The sequence below is a fragment of the Nostoc sp. MG11 genome, assembly GCF_014904695.1.
GTDB lineage: Bacteria > Cyanobacteriota > Cyanobacteriia > Cyanobacteriales > Nostocaceae > Komarekiella.
In genome coordinates, this window is the sequence record NZ_JACXXN010000003.1 from 1 (window position 1) to 24,965 (window position 24,965).

The 24,965-nt window shown below is 45.2% G+C and carries 15 protein-coding genes and 1 pseudogene; 7 read left to right on the plus strand and 9 right to left on the minus strand.

Annotated features, from left to right (window positions below):
• Positions 1–469 (minus strand): annotated as a pseudogene (locus tag HCR01_RS05310) (Crp/Fnr family transcriptional regulator); the annotation flags it as partial.
• A gap of 75 nt (positions 470–544) precedes the next feature.
• A complete protein-coding gene (locus HCR01_RS05315) occupies positions 545–2,836 on the minus strand; it encodes a family 2 encapsulin nanocompartment cargo protein terpene cyclase (RefSeq protein WP_193195238.1) in 2,292 nt (763 codons plus the stop codon).
• A 631-nt stretch (positions 2,837–3,467) separates the two neighbouring features.
• Here HCR01_RS05315 and HCR01_RS05320 point away from each other — a divergent pair.
• Together HCR01_RS05320 and HCR01_RS05325 are read left to right on the plus strand one after the other, a co-directional pair.
• A complete protein-coding gene (locus HCR01_RS05320) occupies positions 3,468–3,710 on the plus strand; it encodes a hypothetical protein (protein WP_193195240.1) in 243 nt (80 codons plus the stop codon).
• A gap of 278 nt (positions 3,711–3,988) precedes the next feature.
• Positions 3,989–5,638, plus strand: coding sequence for a lipoxygenase family protein (locus HCR01_RS05325; RefSeq protein WP_193195241.1), 1,650 nt, complete (start codon positions 3,989–3,991; stop codon positions 5,636–5,638).
• On the opposite strand, the gene HCR01_RS05330 is transcribed toward HCR01_RS05325, so the two are convergent.
• Together HCR01_RS05330 and HCR01_RS05335 are read right to left on the minus strand one after the other, a co-directional pair.
• Complete coding sequence (locus tag HCR01_RS05330) at positions 5,628–6,491, minus strand: lysophospholipid acyltransferase family protein (RefSeq protein WP_193195242.1); 864 nt, start codon at positions 6,489–6,491, stop codon at positions 5,628–5,630. The two genes, HCR01_RS05325 and HCR01_RS05330, sit on opposite strands and share 11 nt — an antisense overlap.
• A 1,239-nt stretch (positions 6,492–7,730) precedes the next feature.
• The gene (locus HCR01_RS05335; RefSeq protein WP_226889148.1) at positions 7,731–9,515 is read right to left on the minus strand and encodes an iron uptake porin; all 1,785 of its coding nucleotides are present in this window, start codon (positions 9,513–9,515) and stop codon (positions 7,731–7,733) included.
• A gap of 219 nt (positions 9,516–9,734) precedes the next feature.
• On the opposite strand from HCR01_RS05335, the gene HCR01_RS05340 reads away from it, so the two are divergent.
• The gene (locus HCR01_RS05340) at positions 9,735–12,068 is read left to right on the plus strand and encodes a hypothetical protein (protein ID WP_193195243.1); all 2,334 of its coding nucleotides are present in this window, start codon (positions 9,735–9,737) and stop codon (positions 12,066–12,068) included.
• A 69-nt stretch (positions 12,069–12,137) separates the two neighbouring features.
• Here the strand turns inward: HCR01_RS05340 and HCR01_RS05345 are convergent, their stop codons facing one another.
• Positions 12,138–12,326 carry a hypothetical protein gene (locus HCR01_RS05345; protein ID WP_162398779.1) on the minus strand — a complete coding sequence of 63 codons (189 nt, stop codon included), beginning with the start codon at positions 12,324–12,326 and terminating at the stop codon, positions 12,138–12,140.
• A 299-nt stretch (positions 12,327–12,625) separates the two neighbouring features.
• On the opposite strand from HCR01_RS05345, the gene thrC reads away from it, so the two are divergent.
• Positions 12,626–13,717, plus strand: a complete 1,092-nt coding sequence (gene thrC, locus HCR01_RS05350) for a threonine synthase (protein WP_193195244.1) — start codon at positions 12,626–12,628, stop codon at positions 13,715–13,717.
• 210 nt (positions 13,718–13,927) lie between these two features.
• Here the strand turns inward: thrC and HCR01_RS05355 are convergent, their stop codons facing one another.
• The 4 genes from HCR01_RS05355 to HCR01_RS05385 form a co-directional block, all read right to left on the minus strand.
• Positions 13,928–15,895 carry a response regulator gene (locus tag HCR01_RS05355; protein ID WP_193195245.1) on the minus strand — a complete coding sequence of 656 codons (1,968 nt, stop codon included), beginning with the start codon at positions 15,893–15,895 and terminating at the stop codon, positions 13,928–13,930.
• Positions 15,895–16,371 carry a response regulator gene (locus HCR01_RS05360; protein WP_162398782.1) on the minus strand — a complete coding sequence of 159 codons (477 nt, stop codon included), beginning with the start codon at positions 16,369–16,371 and terminating at the stop codon, positions 15,895–15,897. Before HCR01_RS05360 ends, HCR01_RS05355 begins: the two co-directional genes overlap by 1 nt.
• On the minus strand, positions 16,368–21,347 hold the full coding sequence (locus HCR01_RS38450) for a PAS domain S-box protein (RefSeq protein WP_226889149.1): 4,980 nt from the start codon (positions 21,345–21,347) through the stop codon (positions 16,368–16,370). Before HCR01_RS38450 ends, HCR01_RS05360 begins: the two co-directional genes overlap by 4 nt.
• 82 nt (positions 21,348–21,429) lie before the next feature.
• Positions 21,430–21,927: a hypothetical protein gene (locus tag HCR01_RS05385; protein WP_193195246.1), complete on the minus strand. Its 498-nt coding sequence runs from the start codon at positions 21,925–21,927 to the stop codon at positions 21,430–21,432.
• Between the two features lie 410 nt (positions 21,928–22,337).
• On the opposite strand from HCR01_RS05385, the gene HCR01_RS05390 reads away from it, so the two are divergent.
• The 3 genes from HCR01_RS05390 to HCR01_RS05400 all read left to right on the plus strand — a co-directional run bounded on the left by HCR01_RS05390 (position 22,338) and on the right by HCR01_RS05400 (position 24,814).
• Positions 22,338–23,216: a YihY/virulence factor BrkB family protein gene (locus HCR01_RS05390; protein ID WP_193195247.1), complete on the plus strand. Its 879-nt coding sequence runs from the start codon at positions 22,338–22,340 to the stop codon at positions 23,214–23,216.
• Positions 23,217–23,355: 139 nt separating this feature from the next.
• The gene (locus tag HCR01_RS05395; protein WP_193195248.1) at positions 23,356–23,862 is read left to right on the plus strand and encodes a DUF4112 domain-containing protein; all 507 of its coding nucleotides are present in this window, start codon (positions 23,356–23,358) and stop codon (positions 23,860–23,862) included.
• Positions 23,863–23,878: 16 nt separating this feature from the next.
• On the plus strand, positions 23,879–24,814 hold the full coding sequence (locus HCR01_RS05400) for an alpha/beta fold hydrolase (RefSeq protein WP_193195249.1): 936 nt from the start codon (positions 23,879–23,881) through the stop codon (positions 24,812–24,814).
• Positions 24,815–24,965: the final 151 nt, after the last annotated feature.

Here is a 24,965-nt window from a genome sequence, read left to right on the forward strand (position 1 = left end):
CCAACACGGTCTGCTCATCATACTTGCCAACACCAATCTTGTTCACCTTGCCATGAGCAATCAAAAAAAGCTGATTGGCTGGTTGACCTGACTGCACTATGATGTCACCTGGTGCGAACTCCTGCTGCACAAACCGACTAGCCAACGCGCTCAATACCTCAGTGTCGTCAAACCCTCGCAGCAACGGCAACTCACCAAGTTCCTGGGGAATCACCTGTACCTCGGTTGCGGTGTTGGAGAAACTCAACCGCCCATCACCCACGGTATAGGTCAACCGACGGTTCACCCGATAAGTGCCACCCTTGGTCTGCACCCACGGTAACATCTTTAACAACCACCGCGAGGTAATGCTCTGCATCTGTGGTGCAGATTTAGTCGTCGTAGACAAATTCCGCGCAGCAGCCGTACTTAAACTCAGTTGAGGTTGTCCAATCTCAACATCCAAATTCAACTCAATAGATTCTGTCATCACCTAATCCTCTAGTTACTAAAAAAACTGATCTCACTTGCTCGAATGCTGACCTTGAACCCACACCACCAAACTTTATTCACCGACAAAAGAACCCGACCCTACTTGATTGAGTATTGAACTTATACCCCCTGTACTAACCAAAGATCTGATACGCGTAGCCGAAGTACCCAGCCCTGTGGGGCCACTAGATAGCCGCCCTGCTGCCGAACTATTACGCAATTCAAATTCCTTATAACGGTCTACCGTTATATGCCACTTGAGTACGCCGCACATCCACTGCTGTAGTTTCTCGACGTATCCGTGCAGTTTCTCGCGGGTACTTGCGTCCAGGTCGAAATCGTCGAAAAGGGCTGGCAGTTCGGTGGCAACGATGTGCTCAAACTGGCGGGCGCGAGAGGTCATCAGGTTGTTGACGACCTCGACGGCCTGCGGCAGATCGCAGTTGAGGAATTGCTGAACGACCAGCACGCCGTTATTGAGTTCGCCCTCGAATTCTATTTCTTTCTGGTAGGAGAAGATGTCGTTGGTTAAACAGGCGAAGTCGGCAGCCGAATTATCCAGCTGGCGCATCGGTCGGGTGCGGTAGATCTCCGGCGGTATCTCGCTGCCTTGAGCTAGTCGAGACAGGCTCATCGTCAGATCCGAGCCAAACGTCTTACGACGCATCTCTACATAATCTATCGGGTCTGGAATCCGATTTTGGATCTGGTTGGCGAGCTCCCATAACCAGCTTTCGGTCATGTCCTCAATAGCACGGCGGAACTGACGCCGCGCGTTTGCAGACATGGGGGCGGCTGTGCGAGACCACAGGTCAGCCAAGCCGCGTTCTACCGGGTTGGTCGGTAACGGCATGGGCGTGGAATCGAGAGGCATGAACGCTGACAGGCGGGCGTTGAAAACTTTTGCACCCGCCATGTTGCGGCTGTGTCCGTAGAGCGCCGGGAAGTAATCGTCAGCGTATGTTCCCCAAACAAGCCAGCCCGCTGTCAGATTCAGCTCAGAACCGGACGCATTCGGATGGATCAATGCACCGCATAAGGCCACGTCAGCAACATCGAACTTGTGGTTATCCCAGATGACAGCATCAGGAATGCCAGGTAATGAGTCCAGCATCCCCATCTGACGCGCCCATTCCTTGGAATGCTGCCGCGCGGCATCCAGATGCGGATTCAAACTTGTAGAGAATGGCATGTAAAACTTCGGCATCGTTACCGCCCCCACGGCCTGGTATGGAACGTGAGTGAAGCTCTTGAACCTTCCCAAACCCAAAGCGCTGTATAACGATCCAATACGCGCCGCCGATGTACCCAACCCAGTGGGGCCGCCCAGAAGTAGCGTGGATGTCGGAGAATTGTCCACTCCCTTGTTCATGTAGCGGCTCGACCTCAGATGCCACTCATGACCGCCCGCCTGCCAGTCTTGAAGTCCTTTGATGTATAACAGAACGTTCATGCGAGCCACTGGGTCTAGTCCGTATTCCTCAAACAGGGACGGCAACTCGGTGATGGCGGTGTTATCGAACTGCTGTAGCCGCGAGGTCAGGAGTTCATTGGTGAGATTAGCCGCCTCCTGTGTACTCACATTCAGGAATTGCTCAAAGACCAACACACAGTTGGCGTTCTCGCCTTCATCCTCTACTTCTCTCTGGTAGGAGAACAGGTCGTTACGAAGATGCACCCCATCGGCAAATGTGTCTTTCAATACACGCATAGGCCGAGTTGTGGCGATTTCGGGCGGAATCTCAACAAACACGGCGTGTTCTATGAGATCCGCTGACCACGGAGCGCCGCCAACCTTGCGGCGCATCTCAATGTACTCAATGGGGTTGGCAACCCGATCCTGGCGGATATTGGAGAGTTCCCACAGAGACTCTTCCAGGAGGTTCTTGGTACTCTCGGAGAACCGGAGCCGCCAGGCCGCAGACTTGGTAAACGCGGTGCGAGACCACAGGTCAGCTAAGCCGCTCTCCACGGGGTTGGTGGGTACTGGGGCTGTGTCGGTGGGGTACACTGGCATGAACGTCGGTAGTCTTGCAAGATACTCCTTCGCCCCAGCCATGTCTTGAGTACGCTTATAGATTTCAAGGAAGTGATCGTCGAAGAAGAACACCCAAACATACCAGTCGGTCACTAGGTCAAGCTCCGTCCCTGGAGCATCTGGATGGGTATACGAGCAAAGTAAGGCATAGTCGTGAGCATCGAATGTGCGTTCGTCCCAGATTGGGGAGCTTTCCGCTTCCTCTTGTGAGCCAAGTATCCCCATCTGGTAGGCCCACGCTTTGGAATGCACTCGCGCCGCTTCCAGGTTTGGATTCAGCCTTGCGGGCCAAGGCATGTAAAATTCTGGCAGTTCAAAGGGTTGCATGATCTGCGCGTAACCTCCTCTGGGGTCTTTTTGCTGTCTTTATTTTCGTGGCGGAACTGAGTACCGTTGAGGTTCACAAGTATCCTTACCACGCCGATTAAGTATCTATATCGGATTTGCTCGTGGTGGCTCGTGTCAAGGCAATAATACAAGATGCTCCTAATCCAAATAACGAGCTATATACGTTTTATTTGAAGTTCCTTATACAACAAGATAAGACATTTGAAAAAGCCACTTAAGTCATTACTTATTTCCGATGCTGATGATGGATTCTTAGCAATTTGTATGGTGTTCTCATACTTTTTCATAGTTATAAAAAAAAAGCAATCTGTAGACTAAAGCAGTTAAGCAAACAGTTGAATAATTAGAGGACAGTTAAGACAGTTAAGACAGTTAAGTAAACAGTAAAATAATTAATTGAATAATTAGAAGACAGTTAAGACAGTTAAGCTGAGAGTTAGAACATTTAAAACAGTTATTAAACAATGATTACTAATTGTCAATCTTTTGTAACTAATGTCGATTAACAAATATATGTGTAGCTCGACTATAGTGCAGGAAAAGTATTGACGGTAAGTATTTGAGCGATTTAAAAAATTTTACAAACATCTAGTAGTTCACCAACCTAAAAATGACGGATGTAGGTCTGGAAAAGGAAAAAAGAAATAAACCTTTCCCTTTAAAGAGCCAAATTTACCAGGGCGAATATCAGGCTCAATCCCTTATTACCTTAGATAGTGCAAAGCTTTGGGAAATTTGCTCACCCAGTTTTGTATTACAAGTCCCCGAATATATTCGTTTAACAGTGGGTACTCCCAAATACCATTGGAAAGTATCACCCGTAAATCAACGTGAAGCGGAATTTGACGGCTAGCGAGTAGATTGAGTAAAAACTAAAGCCGACAATCTGCATAAAAGAGAAACGTAACTCTGAGTAATAATTAGCAACAAAAAACTATAAGTTTTGTAGTTTATAGACAAAATCGAGAAAAATCCTGGATATGACTAAGTTTTATACAGAAAAGTTATTGATATCCTTTTACCAAGGTGAATATACGTAAATTTTTTGTATAACAATATAGTTTGTATTCATGGATGCAGTACAAATAGAGTATTCAAATCGAATAGTTCAAGATAAAACAAAGAGGCAAAATGAACACAATTAAGCCGTTATTGCCACAGACAGCTCAAGAAACGCGCCAGTTTTTGCCCGATCGCGATCAGTATAAATTTGACCACGATATTTTAGCGCCGCTAGCTGCCCTTCATCCAGTTATTCCACCGTTTCCAGTTCCGCCAGGCTACCCCCGTGTACCTCAGTCTTCTACCTTGTCACCTACCTACGTATTCACTCGGTCATCACTGCCTAACACCCTCGACCCCTTTGATGGACTGCAAGCCTTTGATGATTTTTTTCCCACGCAAGGTAAGCCAGAAGTCAGTAAGATTTATCAAAGCGATCGCTCTTTTGCTGATCAGAGATTAGCTGGTGTAAATCCGATGGTGCTGCGGCGAATCATGCAAATTACACCTCATTCTTCTGTGACCAAAGAAGAACTCAAGGCAGTTTGTCCCAATGTGCGATTAGATACCGCCCTAGCCAATGGCAATATTTACGTTGCCGATTACAGCGGACTCAGCTTTGTCCAGGGTGGGACTTTTAAGGGAATGAAAAAATATCTACCCACCCCAATTGCATTTTTCTACTTTGATGAAACGAAGAAAGAGTTAATACCGATCGCGATTCAAGTGCAGCCTAAACGGGGTGGAGCGATTTTTACCCCGCATGATAAACCCCTGGATTGGCTGGTAGCCAAGATGTGCGTTCAGGTAGCAGATGCCAACCACCACGAAATGAGCAGCCATCTGTGTTGGACACACTTTGTCATGGAGCCTTTTGCCATTTCCACCCCCCGCCAACTAGCCATTAACCATCCTGTACATTTACTACTAGCTCCTCATCTACGCTTCCTCTTAGCAATTAACGATCAAGGTCGACAACTACTGATCAATCCTTACGTCGATGGTCAAGTGGGTGGTCACGTTGATCGAATTATGGCAGGCACATTAGAGGAATCTTATGGAATTGTCAAGAAAGCCTATTCTGAGTGGAGTTTAGATAAGTTTGCTTTCCCACAAGAAATCAAGAGCCGCGGACTGGAGGATGTGAAAAAACTGCCCAACTTCCCCTATCGAGATGATGGGATGTTGCTGTGGAATGCCATTAATAAGTTTGTATCTGATTATCTCAAGTATTGCTATCCCACAGCCGCAGATATTCAGGGGGATAAGGAACTACAAGCTTGGGCAAAGGAACTAACCTCAGCAGACGGCGGACGGGTTAAAGGAATGCCAAGCGCGATCGCCACAGTAGAGCAACTAATTGAGATTATTACCAATGTTATTTTCACCTGTGGCCCGCAGCACGCAGCAGTTAACTATTCACAATTCGACTACATGGCATATATTCCCAATATGCCCCAGGCTGCTTATGTCAGTATTACTGGTAAAGGCATGATTCCAGATGAAAAAGCACTGATGAAGTTCCTCCCACCAAAGGATCAGGCGGAAGCTCAAATTAAAATTGTTAGTTACTTATCTTTCTATCGGCACGATCGCCTGGGCTATTATGATGAAGCGTTTAATCTCACCTTCCGCGGAACTCCAGTCAAAATGATGGTTCAGGAGTTCCAGCAGGAGTTGAATGAGATTGAGCAGCGGATTGATGCAATGAATCGGCAACGGTTTGTACCTTATCCTTACCTCAAGCCTTCCTTAGTTCCAAATAGCTTTAGTGCTTAATTATTTGTGATTCAGCACTTAGCTTGACTAGATCGTCTAACTCCTGCTGCATCTGACTTGTTACCAGTTCGTAGCAGGCGTTGACATATTGGCGATCGCTAGCCCCTTCCCGACCGTAACGTTCAAATATAATCGGAGGACAAACTCGCGTATATATAGGCACAGGCAACGGAATGTTAGGCAAAGGGCCAAATGCTAATCCCCAAGGCAGTCCCAGATAAATCGGAAAGACTTCTGGATCAATGCCCAATAGCCAAGGCATCCCCCACTCATGGAGTTGCTGCACAATTTTGTAGCAGTCAGCTAGTACAATCAGCGTATCGTGAGCGCCGACGGAAATCACAGGCACAATTGGCACATTTTCCCGTAGCGCCAGCTTGATAAACCCTTGTCGCCCTGCAAAATAGATTTTGTGACGCAAATAATGCGGTCGGAAAACATCTTCGGCTCCACCTGGATAGACCAATAAACTAGCTCCAGAACGCAAAGCCGCGTAAGCCATTTTAGGATGAGCTACAATTGCTCCAGTTTTAGCAACCAGTTCCGCTAGTGGCGGGCTAACCTGCCAGGCCTTGGGATGCATCAGACCGTAAACGGGTCGTTCTACACCAAATCGGCGGAACCAGTCATACATCATCATCGTCATATCGGGAGCCGCGAGTCCCCCATTGTGCGAACCAACAAATAAGACTTTTTCCTGAAGTGGGATATTGTGCCAGCCACTAGTTTGAACTCGAAAATAGTAATGATATAAAAAGCCTAATAAGGGCATCAGAGATTTGATGAATTTTGGATCTCGCTTATCCAAAGACCAACCGGCTTTTTGGTTTAGGGGATGTTGTGTTTTTGACATCGAAGCATCTTAACAGGATTGCTAAAGGTCAAACAATCCTTTTTGTTTTAACTACAAGACAGTATATAAATTCTGCTACGTATAATTTAAATTATTTAACTTCCAGGTTGCCCACAACCAATCTTCAGACGTTACATGTAACGTCTCTACATGTGATTCATGAAAATGCTAACTGTTATATGTTCACCGAAAGCCGGCGCACCTTACGGGATCTTGCTACATACTTTTCGCAGTGTCTTTTCTTTGTGGTTCAAAATTTTTATCTGTAATGTTTTGGCATTTTGGCAGATGATTATTATCGGGTTTTGATATATTGCAGAAATTACCAAGATGTTTTTACTTGTTATACTAAGGGCGGGTTTAATCCCGTCTTTTTTGTTGTTAACTATTTGGCATATTGGCACAACATTAAAATTTTTTTGTGATATATTAATCGAAATTGTCGTGATGGACTATGATTAAAACATTTAGCACGGGCTAAATCACTGTTCTTCTTGTTTATGTCATTAGCCAGACTCACAACCTATTGAATTTTATTTTTACTATTTTTTCCAGAGTCCAAGGTGTGTTACTACTTTCAAGCTATCTAGACGGGATAAAACCCGTCTTTTATTTTGTCTGCTAGCTAGAAAAATGCTTGGATGCAAGTTCTGGATGTAAAAATACTTGGAGTTGTGTGACTATTCTTAAAGTGTTTTAGAAAGTAAAAAACTGCTGGGAGTTAGGATGAGCCGTGGAAGCTAATGCTCATAACTACCGTTAAACTAAGCTAACATAACGCAACCCACAGATTTACAAGCATATTATAAATCAAAATTCTTAGCCTCTAAACTCTTGAGCCATAGCCTCTTTCTAGGTTATGGCTCAATAATTATTTATGCTTTCAGGCATTCAAAAATACTGGAGTAATGTTTTATCAGGTTTCAGAATATTTGCACACATCCTATAGGAAGATGACCTAAGAAAATAATCATGAGTAAATTAATTCGGGATGTTGTTATGCACTGGATTTATATATGAGGTTTGGCTCATCGCCAAACCTTTTTTATTTCCATTACTACATTAGGACTTTTCGCTTTTGTATTTTGGCAAATGGCTTTATAGATATTAACGCTGCGTGCGTAGGCGTAGCCCGTTTTAGACATCGCTGCCATAAGATAAGCAGATTTAATACATACAGTTGTTAACAAAACTTATTTAAAATCATCCTTTTGTTGTAATGTCTATGTAAAAACAAAATTAAAAACTAAAACTACTCCGCAGAATGCCAATAGTCACTGGGTCATTGTTTGGTGTATGTCCAGGCTCTAGGATATGAATTATACCTGGTGTGATGCTAATGTTATCTGTTAGCTGAAAGCGATAAAATGCTTCAATTTGAGTAGTTGTTCCTGGTTGTCCTCCTGCTCGTCCCAAACCTGTATTCACAAAGTCAGGGACATTGTTCCCTACAGGTAAGTCGCTACTGGTAATTTTAGGAGGTTGTCCGATATAAATTCCGCCCAAATTTCCCCTAGCAAACAAATCAGGAAAATTTAGAAATACCATGTAATTCGTCGTCTCTACATTTCCCGATCGCCCTGGAATGTAAGACTTAGTATAACCACCCCATGCACCTAAAGTAATGCTGGGTGAAATTTGCCAATTTACAGTAGCGCCAACAGCATTGGTTTGCAGAGGTGCTGACTTTCCAATATTAGAATTAACAGTAGTTAAGCATTCATCACCAACAAAGGTTAGTAAACAACCATCTGAAGAGTAATTGTTAACGTAATACAAACTCAGATCTACAGTATCCGTTGGTGTCAGTAGCAACTGTACGCCTGTAGTGGTGTTTCCGTCAAATAAACCGCTGCGTGTACCGGGATTACCGGGACTATAACTCGAATAAATTGCCTGTAAACTAGCGCGTTTAGCAAATTGCCAATCAATAGCTATACCACCGTGAGCGTACCCCATATTTAAAATCGGGTTTCTTTGGGCAAAATAAGATAGTGGCCCTGTTGCAGCACTCTCTACTCGGTTTGGCCCTCGAAAAGCAGCCGGCATACTCACGCCTTCTGTTCCCACCATCACTGCTAAGTTGTCTGTCACCAGCCAGTGATAATTAAGGTCACTAATGATTAAGTTATCTGTAGGAAATTCGTAGCCAAGTAAAACATCATTTCGGGAAACACTATTGTTAAATCGAGGCGCACTAGTACCGTTACCAGATAAAAGACCTGTAAACAAGTAACTGCGGGGAGTGATTTGACTAGTTAAATACAGCTGTGCCAAGGATATAACATTAGCGTTTGTACCTCCATCATCTGTATCTTTTTGACCATCTCTGGGACTAACGTCACCACGATTGCTAGTCCGTCCTTGAACGCCAACTATGAGTAGTCCGCTGAGTTTAGTTGTTGTTGAAAATTGATTAGCTTCAATTTCAGCGGTGCGGGCTTCTAAATCATCAACACGACCCCGCAAAGTCGCTAATTCAGCAGCAAACTCTTCTTGTAATTTTTGCAAAGTTGCTAAATCTTCGCGGGTGAGTAAATCACTAGTGGCTGTAGTAATCAACTCATTGACTCTATCTAAGCAAGCATTCACACCAGCAGCAAATTCATACCGAGTTAAAGCGCGATTACCGCGATAACTACTGTCTGGATAACCCGCTATGCAACCATAGCGTTCTACTAAAGACTGTAATGCACCGAATGCCCAATCTGTGGGTTGTACATCCTTGAGTTGAGAAACCGATGTAACTTGTGCCATCGGTTCTTCGGCGATGGGGAGTGGGGGAGTGGAGGAGTGGAGGAGTGGAGGAGTGGGGGAATAGAGGAGTGGGGGAATAGAGGAGTGGGGGCTGTGGGGGAACAATATAGCTTCTGACTCTTGACTTGTAATTCCCGGCTCCTGTGTAATTACCGTGTCAGTGTACTCCTGTGCTATTGCTTTTTGTGTAACTCCGTCCGCTGCCGCAACTAGTAGACAGGCGAACGTCCCAATGCAATGACTGCGGCGAATAAGTCTAACTTTCAACTTTTTACACTCTGCTCACATACTTACGTGAAGAGTGTATTCTCGATTCTCTGGCGTCCACATGGGGAAATGTACGGATTTTGTACAAAATTAGACTTTATATGTCTGGGCAACTTCTGAAAGCGCGAGTATAACAGGGTATTAGGTACTGGGGACTAGGGACTTAGGGACTAGGGACTGGGAACTTAAAAAGACACACTGGATTGATTAAGAACTACTATGGCAAATCGCTGGCGCAAGCTGACGCCAAAAGCTGCTAAACGAAATCAGCCTCATGCAGGCGTGACCAAAGATGTGGCTAAAAAACCCGATAATAAGCCGAAGCCAAATCGTCTATTGTCAACGCTAGCGATCGCAATTCTGCTGAGCAGTGCTAGTTTAGTTATGGCTTTTGCTTGGATTAGCACTCTCTACATCTTCAATCCAAATCAGGTAAGTTGGCTGAATAAAGTTTTACCAGAATGGGCGCAAATTCCTCTTGGTAACTACGAACGTCCTCATACTCTCGAAGATATTCAACTCAATCTGAGTAAGCACAAACACATAGCTGGGGAAATCTTACCTTTAGATAAGGATGTAGAAATCTCGTTTTTACTGCCAGTTTTTCGACAACGGGCTAATTGTCAGTCTGATTGTCAAGAACTTATGGAACTCAGGGTTTATCAACGCTCACAAGAGTCAGAGTTTCAATCTCAGTCAGAAAAATACTACTATCTAGCAACTCAACTATCTGTAACTGGCCCTGAAGAATCCTTTGTATTGGATACGGTATCAGATCAAGATACTAACTTATCCTTACCTTTAACTGAAGTGAAACGTTTTGAAGGTGCTACATCATCAGGGGTTTGGTTTTATTTGCGAGGTCAACGCCAACAAGGAAGTAGTAAGTTTGCTTACGGTAACATCATATATTACAATCCAGAACGCACCAACTTACAATCGATGTTGTCTTGGACAAGTCCCAACGGACAACAGCCCAAATGGCAGCAGGTAACTGGTGATAACAAAAAAGAGTTAGTGGTTGATCAAACAGTAGGTTTAGAACCGCAGTTACAAGTTTATCAAGTCAAACCTGTCAAATTATTCCTCAAACCCATTCAATTAGAGGCGATTACTCTCAATTCACCAGCCCTCAAAGATTCTGCGTACCAAAATGCCCTCTCAATTGCCCGTAGCGGACTGTGGACACCAGCTTTTGAGTGGTTGAAATTCATCCAAAAACAGCGAAGAGGGATTTTACCAGAGGCGGCGCAAGCGCAAATGGATTTGATTCGCTTGCACTCCCAACTTAGCAAAGCCCAAGCTCAAAAAAATTGGGCAAGTCCGAGTCAACAAGTATTAGCAGATTTGATTGATGGTCGCTGGGGAAAAGCTTTACAGGTGTTTGAAGCATCGCCCCAGAATGCTCAAGAAATTGCCACTTTACTTAAAGCCGATGAAGGACGGTTGTGGAATCGCACAGTTGCAGCGTTGCGAGTGAATCCAAATAGGTCGGAAGTACAAGCTTGGGGAGCATTAATTTTAGCAGTTCAACGGGGGCGAGAACATGCCAATTCCTGGTTGAGCGCCCAACCACAAATCAAAAAACATACTCTTGCATATATTCAAGGTCTGTTAACAAGAGTTAGTAGTGAGGTAACAAAGTCGCAAACCCTCTCTAATCATCCTAGTCAGATTATTGGTTCGGTGCAACCAATCACTCAAGTTACTAGCGCCGAGTGGCTACAACTAAATTCCAAGGCAGATATAAAACTCACAGATAACCAATGGTATCAGGTGGAAGTAAGTGCATTTCATGACGGTAAACGCTGGCTAAATTCACCATTTAATGACTTAAAGCCTCCTAAAACTTCCCCAGGTAAATTTTTTTGGCAAACTTTGGGTATCACTTCTGACCCTGGAATTCAAATAGTTGTCTGGCTACCCAATGGAGAACAGCAAACAACTACCGCCACTATCAAAGCAGTGCAATTACGAGGTGGGGTTTTGCGCTTATTAGCTACTGGCGTCAAAATTCCAGAGAATCAAAATAATGGTCTTCAACCCAGACCCCTAGCCCTGACAAATACAGCGCTGGAATGGGTGCAACCGTCTCCAATCACTATAGAGGCACTGTATCAACAAGATCCTCAAAAGCTAAGGACAATATTACCAACTGTGTGGCGTTCCATACAACAATCAGGTGATGTTTCCACTGAGGCTATTCCTAGCTTCGAGCAGATGCACGAAAAATTGAGTTATTGGCCTGTTCAACTGATTGATTTAACAAACAATGCCAAGCCGGAAACAGTATTAACTATCTCTGGGGCATCAATAGCATCTTTAAATCAGGCTGTACCTGGGATTCAGGGGGAAAAAGAGCAATCCCGTCCCCGGAGTTTAATTTTGTCTGATACTGGTAAAGTGATTTATACGGATTTTACCGAAAATTCTCGGCAAACGTTGACAGCGATCGCTAAACTTTCAGATACGCATTCCCTAGCTTTACTAGTGGAAAATGCTAATAACTATAGTTTGAAGCGCTGGTCAGAGAAAAACCAGCGTTTTGAGTAAGCAACTCTCTTGTGAAAATTCCGAGTCGAGAGATGCTGGCGATCTCTTCTCTGTCCAAAACAACTTACATTATTCTTGGCTAACACCATCTAGACGCTGGTGCTTCAGGTTTTGCAACTGCTCCAACAGAGAGTCTATCTCTGCTTGCAGATGCATAAGTTTAGCTTGCTGATCATCTTGGTAATAAGACTTGCTCAACTTGCTAGCCCAGAGAGCCTGAGACTCACGGTTATAAACACTTGGTGAACAGGTAGACATCACTTATTTAAATCCACAACTTAACTCACACCATTAGAGATAATATAATAATGTAAATTTAACCTTTATGAAAATATTGTATAATTTTAATCATTTAGTCTAATAAATATTAGATTCTCTCATAAAAGACTGCAATTTTGATACTCGTGTTCCAATCAAATCAAAAGACTGGGGATTAGGATTAGGGAAAGGTGAAGGGGTAAGGGGAAAAGGGTACAACCATCCCTTTACCCTTTAACCTATCCCCTTCTTAAGAATCCCCAATCCCCATTACCCAATCCTCAATCTTTATAAACTCCGTGACTTTGAGCCTGTCTGCTGCTAAATCTTATCGCCAACCTTGGCCTGGACTGATAGAAGCCTATCGTGAATACTTGCCTGTCAGCGAAAAAACGCCTGTTGTCACCTTGTTCGAGGGTAACACCCCCTTAATACCGGCGCCGGCGATCGCAGAACGCATTGGCAGACAAGTACGTGTATTTGTCAAATACGACGGTCTTAATCCCACTGGTAGCTTCAAAGACCGGGGAATGACAATGGCAATTTCCAAAGCCAAGGAAGCAGGGGCAAAAGCAGTAATTTGTGCTAGCACAGGCAACACCTCAGCCGCCGCCGCGGCTTATGCTAGGCGTGGCGGGATGAGTGCCTTCGTACTGATTCCCGATGGCTATGTAGCATTGGGCAAGTTAGCTCAGGCTTTGCTGTATGGGGCAGAGGTGCTGGCAATTAAAGGTAATTTTGACCAAGCGCTAGAAATTGTCCGCGAAATGGCAGAAAGCTATCCGGTAACTTTGGTGAATTCGGTCAATCCCTACCGCCTAGAAGGGCAGAAAACAGCAGCCTTTGAGATTGTCGATGTGCTAGGCGAAGTTCCAGACTGGCTATGTATCCCTGTAGGTAATGCGGGAAATATCACAGCATATTGGATGGGGTTTTGTCAATATCATCAAGCTGGAAAATGCGATCGCCTACCCCGAATGATGGGATTCCAAGCCGCAGGTGCAGCCCCCTTAGTCACTGGTAAGCCAGTGGCGCATCCCGAAACCTTAGCGACAGCAATTCGCATTGGTAATCCTGCTAGTTGGGAATTAGCGATCGCAGCGCAATCAGCAAGTATGGGCAGTTTCCACGCCGTTACTGACGCCGAAATTCTTGACGCCTATCGACTTTTAGCATCATCTGAAGGCGTCTTTTGCGAACCTGCTAGCGCTGCTTCTGTAGCCGGCTTATTGCAGGTAAAAGACCAAGTTCCTACCGGGGCAACAGTAGTTTGCGTCCTCACTGGCAATGGTCTAAAAGACCCAGATACAGCCATTAAACACAATCAAAGTCTATTTAAACAGGGCATCGCGCCTGAACTGAGAGCAGTAGCCGAAGCAATGGGATTTTAGAATAATTGGAATTGGGCATGGGGCATTAGGGGAAGGGGTAAGGGGTAAAGGGAAAAACTATCCTCTTAACCTTTACCCTTTAACCTTTTCCCCCTCTTAAGAGTACCCAGTCCCTTGTTAATTACATTTAACTAAGTTGGAAATCGCTGTGAGCAACTCCTCTGGTGCTACAATGGGAACTCTTTGTAAAGCATTAATGCAGCGACCTTGTTAATTACATTTAACTAAGTTGGAAATCGCTGTGAGCAACTCCTCTGGTGCTACAGGTTTGGCAATGTGCCGTTGAAACCCGGCTGTTAGTGTCTGTTGCTGATTCATTTCACCTGCATAAGCAGTCAGGGCGATTGCGGGAATCTGTTGTCGCCCTTCTTTTATTTCCAAAGCACGCACCTGTTGTATTAGCATATAGCCGTTCATCTCTGGCATTCCGATATCGCTGAGCAAGATATCTGGTTTTGAGTGTGCTAGAGCTTGTAATGCTTCATCTGCTGATGCAACTGTGGTTACGAGTGCGCCAAACTCCTCAAGCACAAAGCTGAAAAAGTCACGGGTATCAGCATTGTCATCTACAAGCAGGATTTGTATACCTGTGAGGGGGAAAGTAGCAGTAGTCTCAGTTAAAACGGTGTTGTTTGTTTCATCCTTGATGATTCTGCTGTCCTTGAGCAAGGGTAGCTGAACTGTGAAGATAGATCCTTGCTCCTCACCTGGACTTTGGGCCGACACTGTTCCACCATGCATCTCAACCAAGTGACGGACAAGCGCTAAACCTAACCCTAATCCACCAAACTTTCTGGTTGTTGTACTGTCACCTTGATAAAAATATTCAAACACATGAGGTAGAAAGTCAGGGGTGATGCCCTTACCATTGTCGCTCACGGTAATTTGAGCTTGAGTGTCAACACACTCCAATAGCACATTTACTTGTCCGCCAATAGGTGTGAACTTGACGGCATTCGAGAGCAGATTCCAGAGGACTTGTTGTAGACGAGCTGAATCACCCAAAATTTTACCAACAGCCGGATCTAGCATCGTTTTTATTTGAATGGTTTTCGCCTCTGCTGCTAAGCGTACTGTCTCCATTGCAACCTCAATAGTGGATGCTAGATCGACTGCTGTCATGTTGAGGTTGATTTTACCTTGCAGAATGCGAGAAACATCCAACAGGTCTTCAATTAGTTGAGCTTGCAATTTAGCATTGCGCTCAATGGTTTCCAGTGCTTTCTTGAGGGCTGTTTCATCAAATTTACGACTTTGTAACAATCTTGACCAACCTAAGATCGGATTCAGGGGCGATCGCAATTCATGAGAAAGGACTGCTAAAAACTCGTCTTTGATTCGGTTTGCTGCTTCTGCTTCTGCTCGTGCTGCTCGCTCAAGTTGCAAAAGGCGATCGCGTTCTGACTCGGTTCGCTTGCGATCTGTGATATCGGTTAGCATGGCGATTGCACCTAAGAATTCACCTTGCTCACTCGAAATTGCTCTAGCAGAAATCAGTGTCCAGATGTAGGAACCATCTTTGCAGCGCAATCGACCTTCTTTAAGATCATTTCCTTCTTGCCTAAGCCACTCAAGTTTCTGTTGGGCAACTATACCATCAGTCTGATCCATAAAATCAAATATTGCACGACCAAACATCTCCTCTGCCGTATAGCCCAACATTTCGGAGAGCCGCTGGTTTACAAACTCTGTTCGTGCCTGAGAATCAATCATCCAGATTCCTTCATAAGAAGTATCAACAATTCTGCGATACTTGGCTTCACTCTTTTGTAAAGAATCCTCTGCTCGTTGGCGTTCACAACGCTCCTGGGCTTCCCGCAATGCCCGTTGTACCGAAGGAACCAACCGCCCTAGTCTTTGCTTCAACACATAATCGGTTGCACCATTCTTGAGGGCTTCGATCGCCAATTCTTCACCCAACGCCGCAGAGACAAAGATGAAAGGCACATCTGGACAACGATTTCGAGCAATTTGGAGTGCAGAAATCCCATCAAACGACGGCAAAGCATAATCGGCAAGAATTAAATCAAAAGCCTTTGTTTCCAGTGCAGCCAAGAAGTCAGCACTGGTTTCAACACGTACGAGTTCGCAATCAATTCCTCCTTCTGTTAACATTGCTTGGATAAGCTCTGCATCCAACAGACTGTCTTCCAAAAGGAGAAAACGCAGGACACTCATTACTTGCTCTCCGGCTGACGATGAGGTACAGGAGGTAGAGCACCAAGGGGTGGCTGATTGATCACTGCCCAAAACAGTCCCACACCTCTAATCGCATCGACAAATTCATGATAATCTACAGGCTTGACGACATAGGCATTGACGCCTAACTCATAGCATCGAGATAGGTCTGGTTCTTCGCGGGAAGAGGTCAGTACTACGATGGGAATCACTCGCATTTTGGGGTCAGATTTGAGTCGTGCTAGCACTTCTAGTCCATCAATTTTAGGTAGCTTCAAATCGAGCAGCACTACAACAGGATACCCCTCCATGCGTAATCGAAACAGCCCCCGGCGATAGAGATAATCTAATGCTTCCTCACCATCGCGTACTACCACTACTTCGTTGGCGAGATGGTTTTCCGAAAGGGCAGCCAGTATTAGCTCCGCATCGTTGGCACTGTCTTCAATCAGCAGAATTCGCTTGAGTTCCTTCATTCTCCCTCCTTGTTTAACAACTTAGGCAGTGAGAAATAAAAGGTGGCTCCGTTGTCAACCACACCCTCTGCCCAAACTCGACCATTATGTCGATAAATAATCCGCTGCACATTTGCCAATCCTACACCCGTGCCTTCAAACTCTAGGTCGCTATGTAGGCGTTGAAATACGCCAAACAACTTGTGGACATATTGCATATTAAAACCAACGCCGTTATCTTGCACAAAAAAGATAACTTCGTTTTCATGATTGATACTTCCAATGGTGATTTCTGCTGAGGTGCGAGTCAGAGTATATTTAATTGCATTCCCAATCAGGTTGCGAAGAACGAGCCGGAGCATAGAAGGGTCGCCTTGCACCTCTGGCAATGGCGCAATGTGCCAATGGATTGTGCGTCCTATTGTCTCTGTGACTAAATCACGTTTGACTTCTCGCACCAGTTGATCCATATTCAGGGTAATAGAACGCATCTCGCTGCGTCCCATCCGGGAAAATGTCAGCAATTCATCAATTAGTATACCTGCCTGTTTGGCAGTTTGAGCGATCGTCCGTAAATAGCGCTGACTCGTTTCATCTAAGCTGGTTGAATTCAGCCGTTTTTGCAGCAATTCCACAAATCCAGCGATGTGGCGAAATGGTGCTCGCAAGTCGTGAGAAACTGAATAGGAAAAAGATTCTAGCTCCTGGTTAGCAGCTTCTAGTTGGGCTGTGCGTTCTTTGATTCCTTGCTCTAAGATTTCGTTGAGTTGTTGCAAGGCGATTTCGGCAAGCTTGCGATCAGTGATGTCGAGTGCGGTTCCAATTAACTCAAGCGATCGCCGGGATACTCCCTCTCCCTCAAATTGCGCCTGTCCGTAAGCCGATACCCAGCGCTCGCTTCCGTCGGGCCACACAAGCCGATAGTCGATTTTGTAAGCACCCGACAATTTAGGATCAAGCGCAGTATTGACAGAACTTGCTACACGTGCTTGATCATCAGGGTGGATGCGCTCCATGATTATTGGTAAAGGGATGATCACCGCGTCATCCGGCTCGCCCCAGATCTCGCACATCCGCTCGTCGAACTTAACGAGGTTTGTGCTAGGGTTATAGGCCCAAGTACCGAGCCGAGCCACCTTGATTGCAAGCCGTGTGCGCTCCTCGCTTTGCCGCAATGCCTCCTCAGCTAGTTTGCGCTCAGAAATGTCAGCAATTAATCCCAGCATCCGCACTGCCTCACCTTGAGCATTATGATAAATATGCCCACGTGCCCAAATCCAGCGTAATTCTCCATCAGCACGGCGAATGCGGCACTCAAAATTCCAGATATTATTATTAGTTAAGGCAGTCCGAAACTTGGCATCAACTAGAGCGCGATCTTCAGGTACAACGTGCTCCAGAAACATTTCATAAGTCCATTCGGGTAAGAGAGACTCGTAACCAAAGATTTGATCATGCCGCAGAGAACGGTGAGCAGTTTGGTTTCTCAAATCTAGATCCCAATCGCCTAATTCTGCTGATTCCAGCGCAAAGCTTAGACGTTCCTTACTCTCGCGTAACGCCTCCTCAGCTAGCTTGCGATCGTGAATATCAACACACGAGCCGATATAGCCGAGGAACTTTCCTGTTGATGCAAACCGCGGCACACCAGCATCCAAAATCCAACGGTATTCGCCATCAAAATGTCTAAGGCGATACTCCATTTGAAAATTTTGTCGGGCATCAAAGGCATTAATGTATGTATCTAAGCAACGCTGAAAGTCATTGGGATGAACGCCTTGAGTCCATCCATTCCCCATCTCTTGCTCTAAAGTCCGTCCGGTAAAGTCTAGCCAAGGTTGATTGAGGTAATTACAGAGTTTGTCAGTGCCAGACATCCAGACCAGCACTGGAGCGGTATCTGTCATCTGGCGAAAACGTGCTTCACTTTCACGCAATGTAGCTTCGGCCTGTTTGCGATTGCTAATATCGCTGACCAACGCTACAAACCCTTCAACGGTTCCTTGAGTGTTCAAACGAGGAATATACGTAGCACTTACATAGCGTAAATCACCATCTATATAAGGTACTTGGCTTTCAAAGGTAACTTGCTGTCCTGCTAATACCTGCTCTACGTAAGGACGAATCGCTGTATAGGCAGATTCACCCAAAACCTCCCAAATATACTTGCCATAGACCTCTGTTGCCGAATGCCCAAACCATACCTCGTACTCTCGGTTATTGAAGCGGTAACGTTGTTCTGAATCTATAAAGGATATGAGGACTGGTAAGGCGTTTGTGATCAGGCTAAGTTCTGCTTCTCGTTGCCGTAGCGCCTCCTCTGCTTGCTTGCGATCGCTAATGTCACGAAAGAAAATTCCTAGCCCCTCTTGAGAAGGGTAGGCATGAATCTCAAGCCAAAACTCATAATCGGGTGGTGAGTAGTAGCGGTGTTCAAAGTGGACAGGAACCTGCTTTGCCATTGCCCGTCGATACTGGCGCTCTATATTAGTGCCAACTGATGCAGGCCACTCCTCCCAATGATTCTTGCCGATGACCTCGGTTCGTGGCTTGCCGTTGAGCTGCTCAGCCTGTGTATTCTGATACGTGACTCGCCAATTTTGATCAAGGGCAACGAACGCATCGGTCATCCTCTCCAGAATGTGATTGATTTGGTTATAAGCTGATTCAGCTTCTTGCTGTGCCGCCTCGCTAGCAGCTCGTAATGTCTGTTCACGAAGCTTTGCTGCTTGTCGTATCCGAGCTAGCTTTAAAGTTGCTTCAATTCGTGCCAGCAATTCACGAGCAGAGAACGGCTTGATCAAATAATCATCGGCTCTGGCTTCTAACCCCTCAATGCGAGACTCCTCTCCAGCACGAGCAGAAAGCAGAATGACGGGTAATTCTCTCGTTTGTGGGTCAGATCTGAGTTGATGCAGCAGTTCAAAACCATCGAGTCCCGGCATCATCACGTCACTCAGAATCAGATCAGGCAGTTGTGTCTGAGCAGCAGCCAAGGCCGCGACCCCATCAGCAACCGCCTCAACTTCATACCGCTGGCTCAACAGTCGTTTTAGGTAGTCACGCATGTCGGCGCTGTCCTCAGCCAAGAGAATTCGTGCAGATTCACGCACAGCCAAAGAACTAATTTCCTCCTCTGCCCCCCAGATCCCCAGATCCTCTTCCTCTTCGGGTAGCCAACGTAATGCTTCCTCAACATAAGCAGCTACACCCGTTGCGGTTGAGTATAGGGCGATGCTTTCAGTAGATCTGGTGCTTAGCGCATCGCTCGGCAGATGGGCAAATCCTGTGGGTAGCGATACGGTAAACCGGGTTCCTTGGTTTACAACGCTGTTAACCTGAATGTTACCCTCATGCAGTTTCACTAACTCCTGAACCAACGATAATCCAATCCCTGAACCTTCATAAGTCCGCCCACGCGCACCCTGCACTTGATAAAATCGCTCAAACAAATGCGGAAGTTCGATTGCTGCAATGCCAATACCTGTATCCCTGATTTCTAATTCAACGTGAGTACCACCCCAACGCAGCATCACTTCAATTTCTCCCTCAAAGGTAAACTTGAAGGCGTTGGAAAGTAGATTGAGGACAATCTTCTCCCACATTTCGCGGTCTACATACACTCTTTCGGGCAGGGGTGGACAGTTGACTAAAAGCCGTAGCCCGGCTTGTTCAATGGCGGAGCGAAAGACGCTCGCTAATTCCGCTGTCAGCATTGCTAAATCTGTGGGTTCGTAAACTGCCTGCGCCCGCTCGGCTTCAATACGGGAAAAATCAAGGAGGGTATTGACCAGCTTGAGCAAACGTAATCCGTTGCGCTGTACCACCTCTAATTTTTCACGCTCCCCTGGCTGGAGTCCTGAATCGTGGGCTAAAGTCTCTGCTAATGGGCCCAGCATTAGCGTTAGCGGTGTGCGGAATTCGTGACTGACATTACTAAAAAAAGTAGTTTTAGCCCGATCAAGTTCTGCTAGAGCTTCGGCTCGTTTGCGTTCCTCTTCGTAGGCACTGGCATTAGCGATCGCTGTGGCAATATTGCTAGCAACCAGCTCAAAAAAGCCTCGATATTCATGATCAAACTCCAGGCGAGGACTAATACCAAGGACAAGCAACCCCGCTAACTGCTCTTTTTGACCCGCTTGGGCGATCGGCAAGACGATCGCCGATCGGGGTGACTCTTCCCAGGCTCCACCCGTTAGCTCACCAAATTGTTTTATTAACTGCTCAATAACTACTGGTTGTGTAGTTCTGCTTACCTGCGCCAGCTGCCAAGGGTCGTGCTGAGTTAAATCAACCTGTTGAGGACTGCTAGGTGTCCCCGCTTCTAGTCCTACTGTTTCCACAAGGTGAGCTTTGCCATGATTGTTTACTAAATACAGCAACGCAAAGGGAATATCATAAGGATTTTTTGCCAGAGTTGTGCTAGCAATGCGACAAGCTTTCTCAACCGATTTTGCTTCCACAGTGCTAGCAGCCAGTTCTCGTAATGTGCTCAGACGTCGCTCACCAATCACCCGTCGAGTGGTTTCAGTGACAGCCGTAAACGCTCCTCCCACTTCTCCTGTTTCTAAGAAGATGGGGCTATAGGAGTAGGTAAAGTAGGCTTCTTCGATATAGCCGTATCGATCAACCAACAGCAACATATCATCAGACCAGGTTGCCTGTCCGGTTGTCAACACACTTTCAAGCTGCACGCCAATAATGTCCCAAATCTCAGCCCAAACTTCTTTACCAGGGCGTCCTAGTGCCTGGGGATGCTTAGTACCCAAAATCGGTTGCCAAGCATCGTTGTAAAGCAACACTAATTCCTTACCCCACCAGATCACCATCGGAAAGCGAGAATTCAGGCAGATGCTTAAGGCGACTCCTAGGCTTAGTGACCAGTTTTCAACAGCACCGAGCGGTGATTGCGACCAGTCAAGCGCTCGCATAAGCGCCCCCATCTCGCCACCCATAGTAAAGAGGTCGTTGGAATTTACTGCCTTCGCTTCAGTCATCTAAATCTCGACTCCGCTTCCAGAAAATATTGGTCTACCATACTCAGTGCTGAGTGCTGAGTTCTGAGTTCTGAGTCAAGAGTCAGTATTTATTCTCCCCCTGCTCCCTGCCCCCTGCCCCTCTTCCCCTCTTCCCCAGATCGCGCTCTTGTGTCAACCGATCAATAGCATCACCCAAGGCGGTAGTGAGACTGTTGCGGGTTTGAGCGTGGTTATCTTGCTCAGTTTTCAAAGCTTGCACCAAGCGATCGCGTTCTTTGATGACAGCGATGAGTTTAAGTTGCATGTCCTCTACAGATTTTAGTGGTTCTATTTCTTGTTGGATAGCTGTTACTGCTGTACCATCAGCAAGTCTCTCTTCTTCACTACCCTGGAGTTTCTGAAGCTCTGCCTTGAGGGATGCGATCGCCTGTTGTGACATTTGGGCATCTGTGCGGCGTTGTTCTGCTTCTGTATTGTAAAGTTTACGCCATTTTTGGGCGCTTTCCCAAGCCGCATCGCGATCGCGCAGCAGCTCTGCCAGTTGTTGTTTGAGGCTCTGAATTTCCGTCAACCATTGTTGTGTTAAGTCTTGACTCATAGAAAATTATTTTGTGTTACTTTGATTTACCTTTTCCGATAAACACTGATATCAAATTAGGATAAGTAATATTGTTTGAGAGTCCAGAAAACAGCTTTGTAATTAAAACTTTTAATCGAAAATTAATATGATAGGCTGCTGGAGCTAAAGAAAGAATTTTCTTAATTTCTATCCCACTTTATACCTACAGTCAAAGTGGTAAATCAGCAGTGAGCAAATAGCCTCGCAAATAGGAACAGAGTATCAACGAAGTGCAATACTCAATCTTACGGTAGAATCACGGAGAAACTTACCAGTGTCAATTGTCCTTTAATCGTTTAACCCCAATTTTGAGAGAAAAACCAAAAGCTTTGCTAAAAAAACTTTTCTTTTTGCAATTTTGACTCGCTGAATCAGCTGCAACTGTAGTTATGACAAATCCTCGTTTTGTCCGCTTTTTTCGCCACCTCAATTTGCGTACACTCAAGAGAACTTTTGCTAGGACAACTGAAAGACGACTTTTAGGACTTGCTTCGGAAATTGCTTTCAACGCCATGTTATCGCTGTTTCCAGCGATTATTGCTATCCTCACAGCTATTGGCTTATTTGAAGAATCTTTGCAAGACACCTTTAAACAACTAGCGGTGCAACTGAGTCAAGTTTTACCCGAAGATGCGCTGCTGCTAATTCGTGATTTTGCCACCACAGAAATTACTGACCCCAAAAATGGTGGCTTGTTTTCTTTGAGCTTTGCGATCGCAATTTGGACTGCTTCTGGAGCAGTCAGTACAGCTATGACTGCCTTTGATCAAATTCATCAAATTCCCTCAGAAAATACGCGCCCCTTTTGGAAAGCAAAACTCGTCTCTTTGGGATTAACAGTCGGTACTATATTGCTTTTGGTGTTGGCTTCTTTCTTAGTCTTTATTAGTGACCTACTTTTAGCATTAGTGGTGCGTGAAAATGGTTATTTAGTCTTTTTATTACATATTTGGCAACTGTTACGCTGGCCTCTAGCTTTAAGTATTGTTGCTGCTGCCTTTAGCTTTATCTATCGCTATGGCCCAAGCAGATGGAACTCAGGCACACCAATGATGCCTGGAGCAATTTTAGCAGCTGTTTCCTGGGCAATTTTGTCTGCCCTATTTCGGCTTTATGTGGCTAATTTTGGCAACTATAATAAAGTATATGGTGCAGTAGGGACTGTGATAGTGTTAATGCTATGGTTGTGGATGAGCGCTGCTGTTCTGTTAGTAGGCGACCAATTAAATGTGAGTGTTGGTGAAGATATGCGCCTGAAAACGCGTTAGCGTAGCTTACCGTAAGTATCGCAATCTAGCGAAGAATATTAAAGATAAATATACTCATAAATCCCCGTGTAACCTGTTAAAAGATCTCAGTATGGGAGTAAAATATCTAACGATTCAATACAAATAAGCGATCGCCCCAATGTCTGAATCTCCCCCTCAGTTTTCAATGATTGAACCTGATGCTAAAGCACCTAGCTTAAAGCGCCTGCGTCAAATGAGCCGACTTCTGGATAGTATGATCACGATTCCCGGAACAAAAGTTGGCATTGGTCTAGATCCACTTATAGGGCTTGTACCCATTGGTGGCGATTTTTTAGGAATCATGCTTTCTAGCTACATCATCCTAGAAGCAGCGAGGCTGGGTGCGTCTAGAGCCACTTTGGGTAGAATGGTTTTGAATGTGATTATTGATGGCTTAGTAGGCGCTATCCCAGTGTTGGGAGACTTTTTTGATTTTGCCTGGACAGCTAATACCCATAATCTCAAGCTATTAGAAGAACACTTAAAGTTTCCTAGCCAGAAAAGGAGTGCAGACAAGTGGTTTATCTTTGCCGTTTTTGTTGGATTATTGCTAATCGCTATTGTCTTAGTAGCATTACCTGTGATACTAATTAGAATTCTATTGAACGCCTTCACTGGTACTTAAATTAGTTATTGACAGAATGAAAGATTGGTGGCAAGCCACTTTTCCTAAAGGGCGGCAAAGTCTAATTATTACTGATGCTAAAGGATATCCTGTACAAATCGCTTACGGCGAAAAAGGTATAGGTAAGCCGTTAATTTTCTTACATGGCATGGGCAGTTGGAGCTACAATTGGCGCAACAGCATAGCACCATTATCTAAATATTTTCGTGTGATTTGTTTTGATGCCAAAGGCTATGGTTTCTCAGAAAAACCATTGTCCCGCAGAGAAGATAACGGTCATCAAGTTATTGAGTTAGAGAGAATTATTCAGGCATTATGTGATGAACCTCCAGTGATTGTAGCAGAATCTTTAGGTGCATTAGTTGCTCTTGCCCTTGCTCAAGAAAATCCCCAACTAATTGGGCGATTAGTAGTAGTAAATGCACCTATTTTTGCCGAACAATTACCTCACTGGGCGATGTCATTGCTTGCCCACGCACCTTTAGAAATAGTCCAAACAATTGACTCTTTACGTTTGGCATATTTATTAGCACCTGTAGTTAGAGAAATTATGGCAATAGAAAGGCGTGGGGTGCTGTTCGATCCATCAATCCTGACACAGGAAGATGTCTACTGGATAACTTACCCGTTTATTGAACTACCCGGCACTCTTGTGAAAGTCGCAGAAGAATTACAAATAGCAGCGCGAGAAATTGAGAATTTCCAAGAGAATAAGCCAAATATGCTCAGTAAAATTCAAAATAACTTGGATGCTATTAGGTGTCCTACACTAATTTTGTGGGGCGAGCAAGATAGTTGGTTTCCAGCTAGTCATGGTGAGAAATTGCATCAACGCCTGCTCAATTCCCGGTTACAAATTCTGCCTAATTGTTGTCATGACGCCTCAACAGGTGCTTTTAAAGTAGTGAATGCAGCAATTATTGAGTTTTTGCAAGATACTGGTTTCTATTAATATATTAGGACTTACGCACTGAAGCCTGAAACCTAGATCCCCCCTAGCCCCCCTTTTTAAGGGGGGAACTTCTAAAGCCCCCCTTTTTAAGGGGGTTGGGGGATCTGAGTGCGTAAGTCCTGTATATAGAGAGACGTTGCATTGCAACGTC

Coding starts and splice junctions, on each gene's coding strand:
- HCR01_RS05315 (WP_193195238.1), bottom strand. CDS start 2,836: ATGCAACCCTTTGAACTGCCAGAATTTTACATGCCTTGGCCCGCAAGG.
- HCR01_RS05320 (WP_193195240.1), top strand. CDS start 3,468: ATGACGGATGTAGGTCTGGAAAAGGAAAAAAGAAATAAACCTTTCCCT.
- HCR01_RS05325 (WP_193195241.1), top strand. CDS start 3,989: ATGAACACAATTAAGCCGTTATTGCCACAGACAGCTCAAGAAACGCGC.
- HCR01_RS05330 (WP_193195242.1), bottom strand. CDS start 6,491: ATGTCAAAAACACAACATCCCCTAAACCAAAAAGCCGGTTGGTCTTTG.
- HCR01_RS05340 (WP_193195243.1), top strand. CDS start 9,735: ATGGCAAATCGCTGGCGCAAGCTGACGCCAAAAGCTGCTAAACGAAAT.
- HCR01_RS05345 (WP_162398779.1), bottom strand. CDS start 12,326: ATGTCTACCTGTTCACCAAGTGTTTATAACCGTGAGTCTCAGGCTCTC.
- HCR01_RS05355 (WP_193195245.1), bottom strand. CDS start 15,895: ATGAGTGTCCTGCGTTTTCTCCTTTTGGAAGACAGTCTGTTGGATGCA.
- HCR01_RS05360 (WP_162398782.1), bottom strand. CDS start 16,371: ATGAAGGAACTCAAGCGAATTCTGCTGATTGAAGACAGTGCCAACGAT.
- HCR01_RS38450 (WP_226889149.1), bottom strand. CDS start 21,347: ATGACTGAAGCGAAGGCAGTAAATTCCAACGACCTCTTTACTATGGGT.
- HCR01_RS05385 (WP_193195246.1), bottom strand. CDS start 21,927: ATGAGTCAAGACTTAACACAACAATGGTTGACGGAAATTCAGAGCCTC.
- HCR01_RS05390 (WP_193195247.1), top strand. CDS start 22,338: ATGACAAATCCTCGTTTTGTCCGCTTTTTTCGCCACCTCAATTTGCGT.
- HCR01_RS05395 (WP_193195248.1), top strand. CDS start 23,356: ATGTCTGAATCTCCCCCTCAGTTTTCAATGATTGAACCTGATGCTAAA.
- HCR01_RS05400 (WP_193195249.1), top strand. CDS start 23,879: ATGAAAGATTGGTGGCAAGCCACTTTTCCTAAAGGGCGGCAAAGTCTA.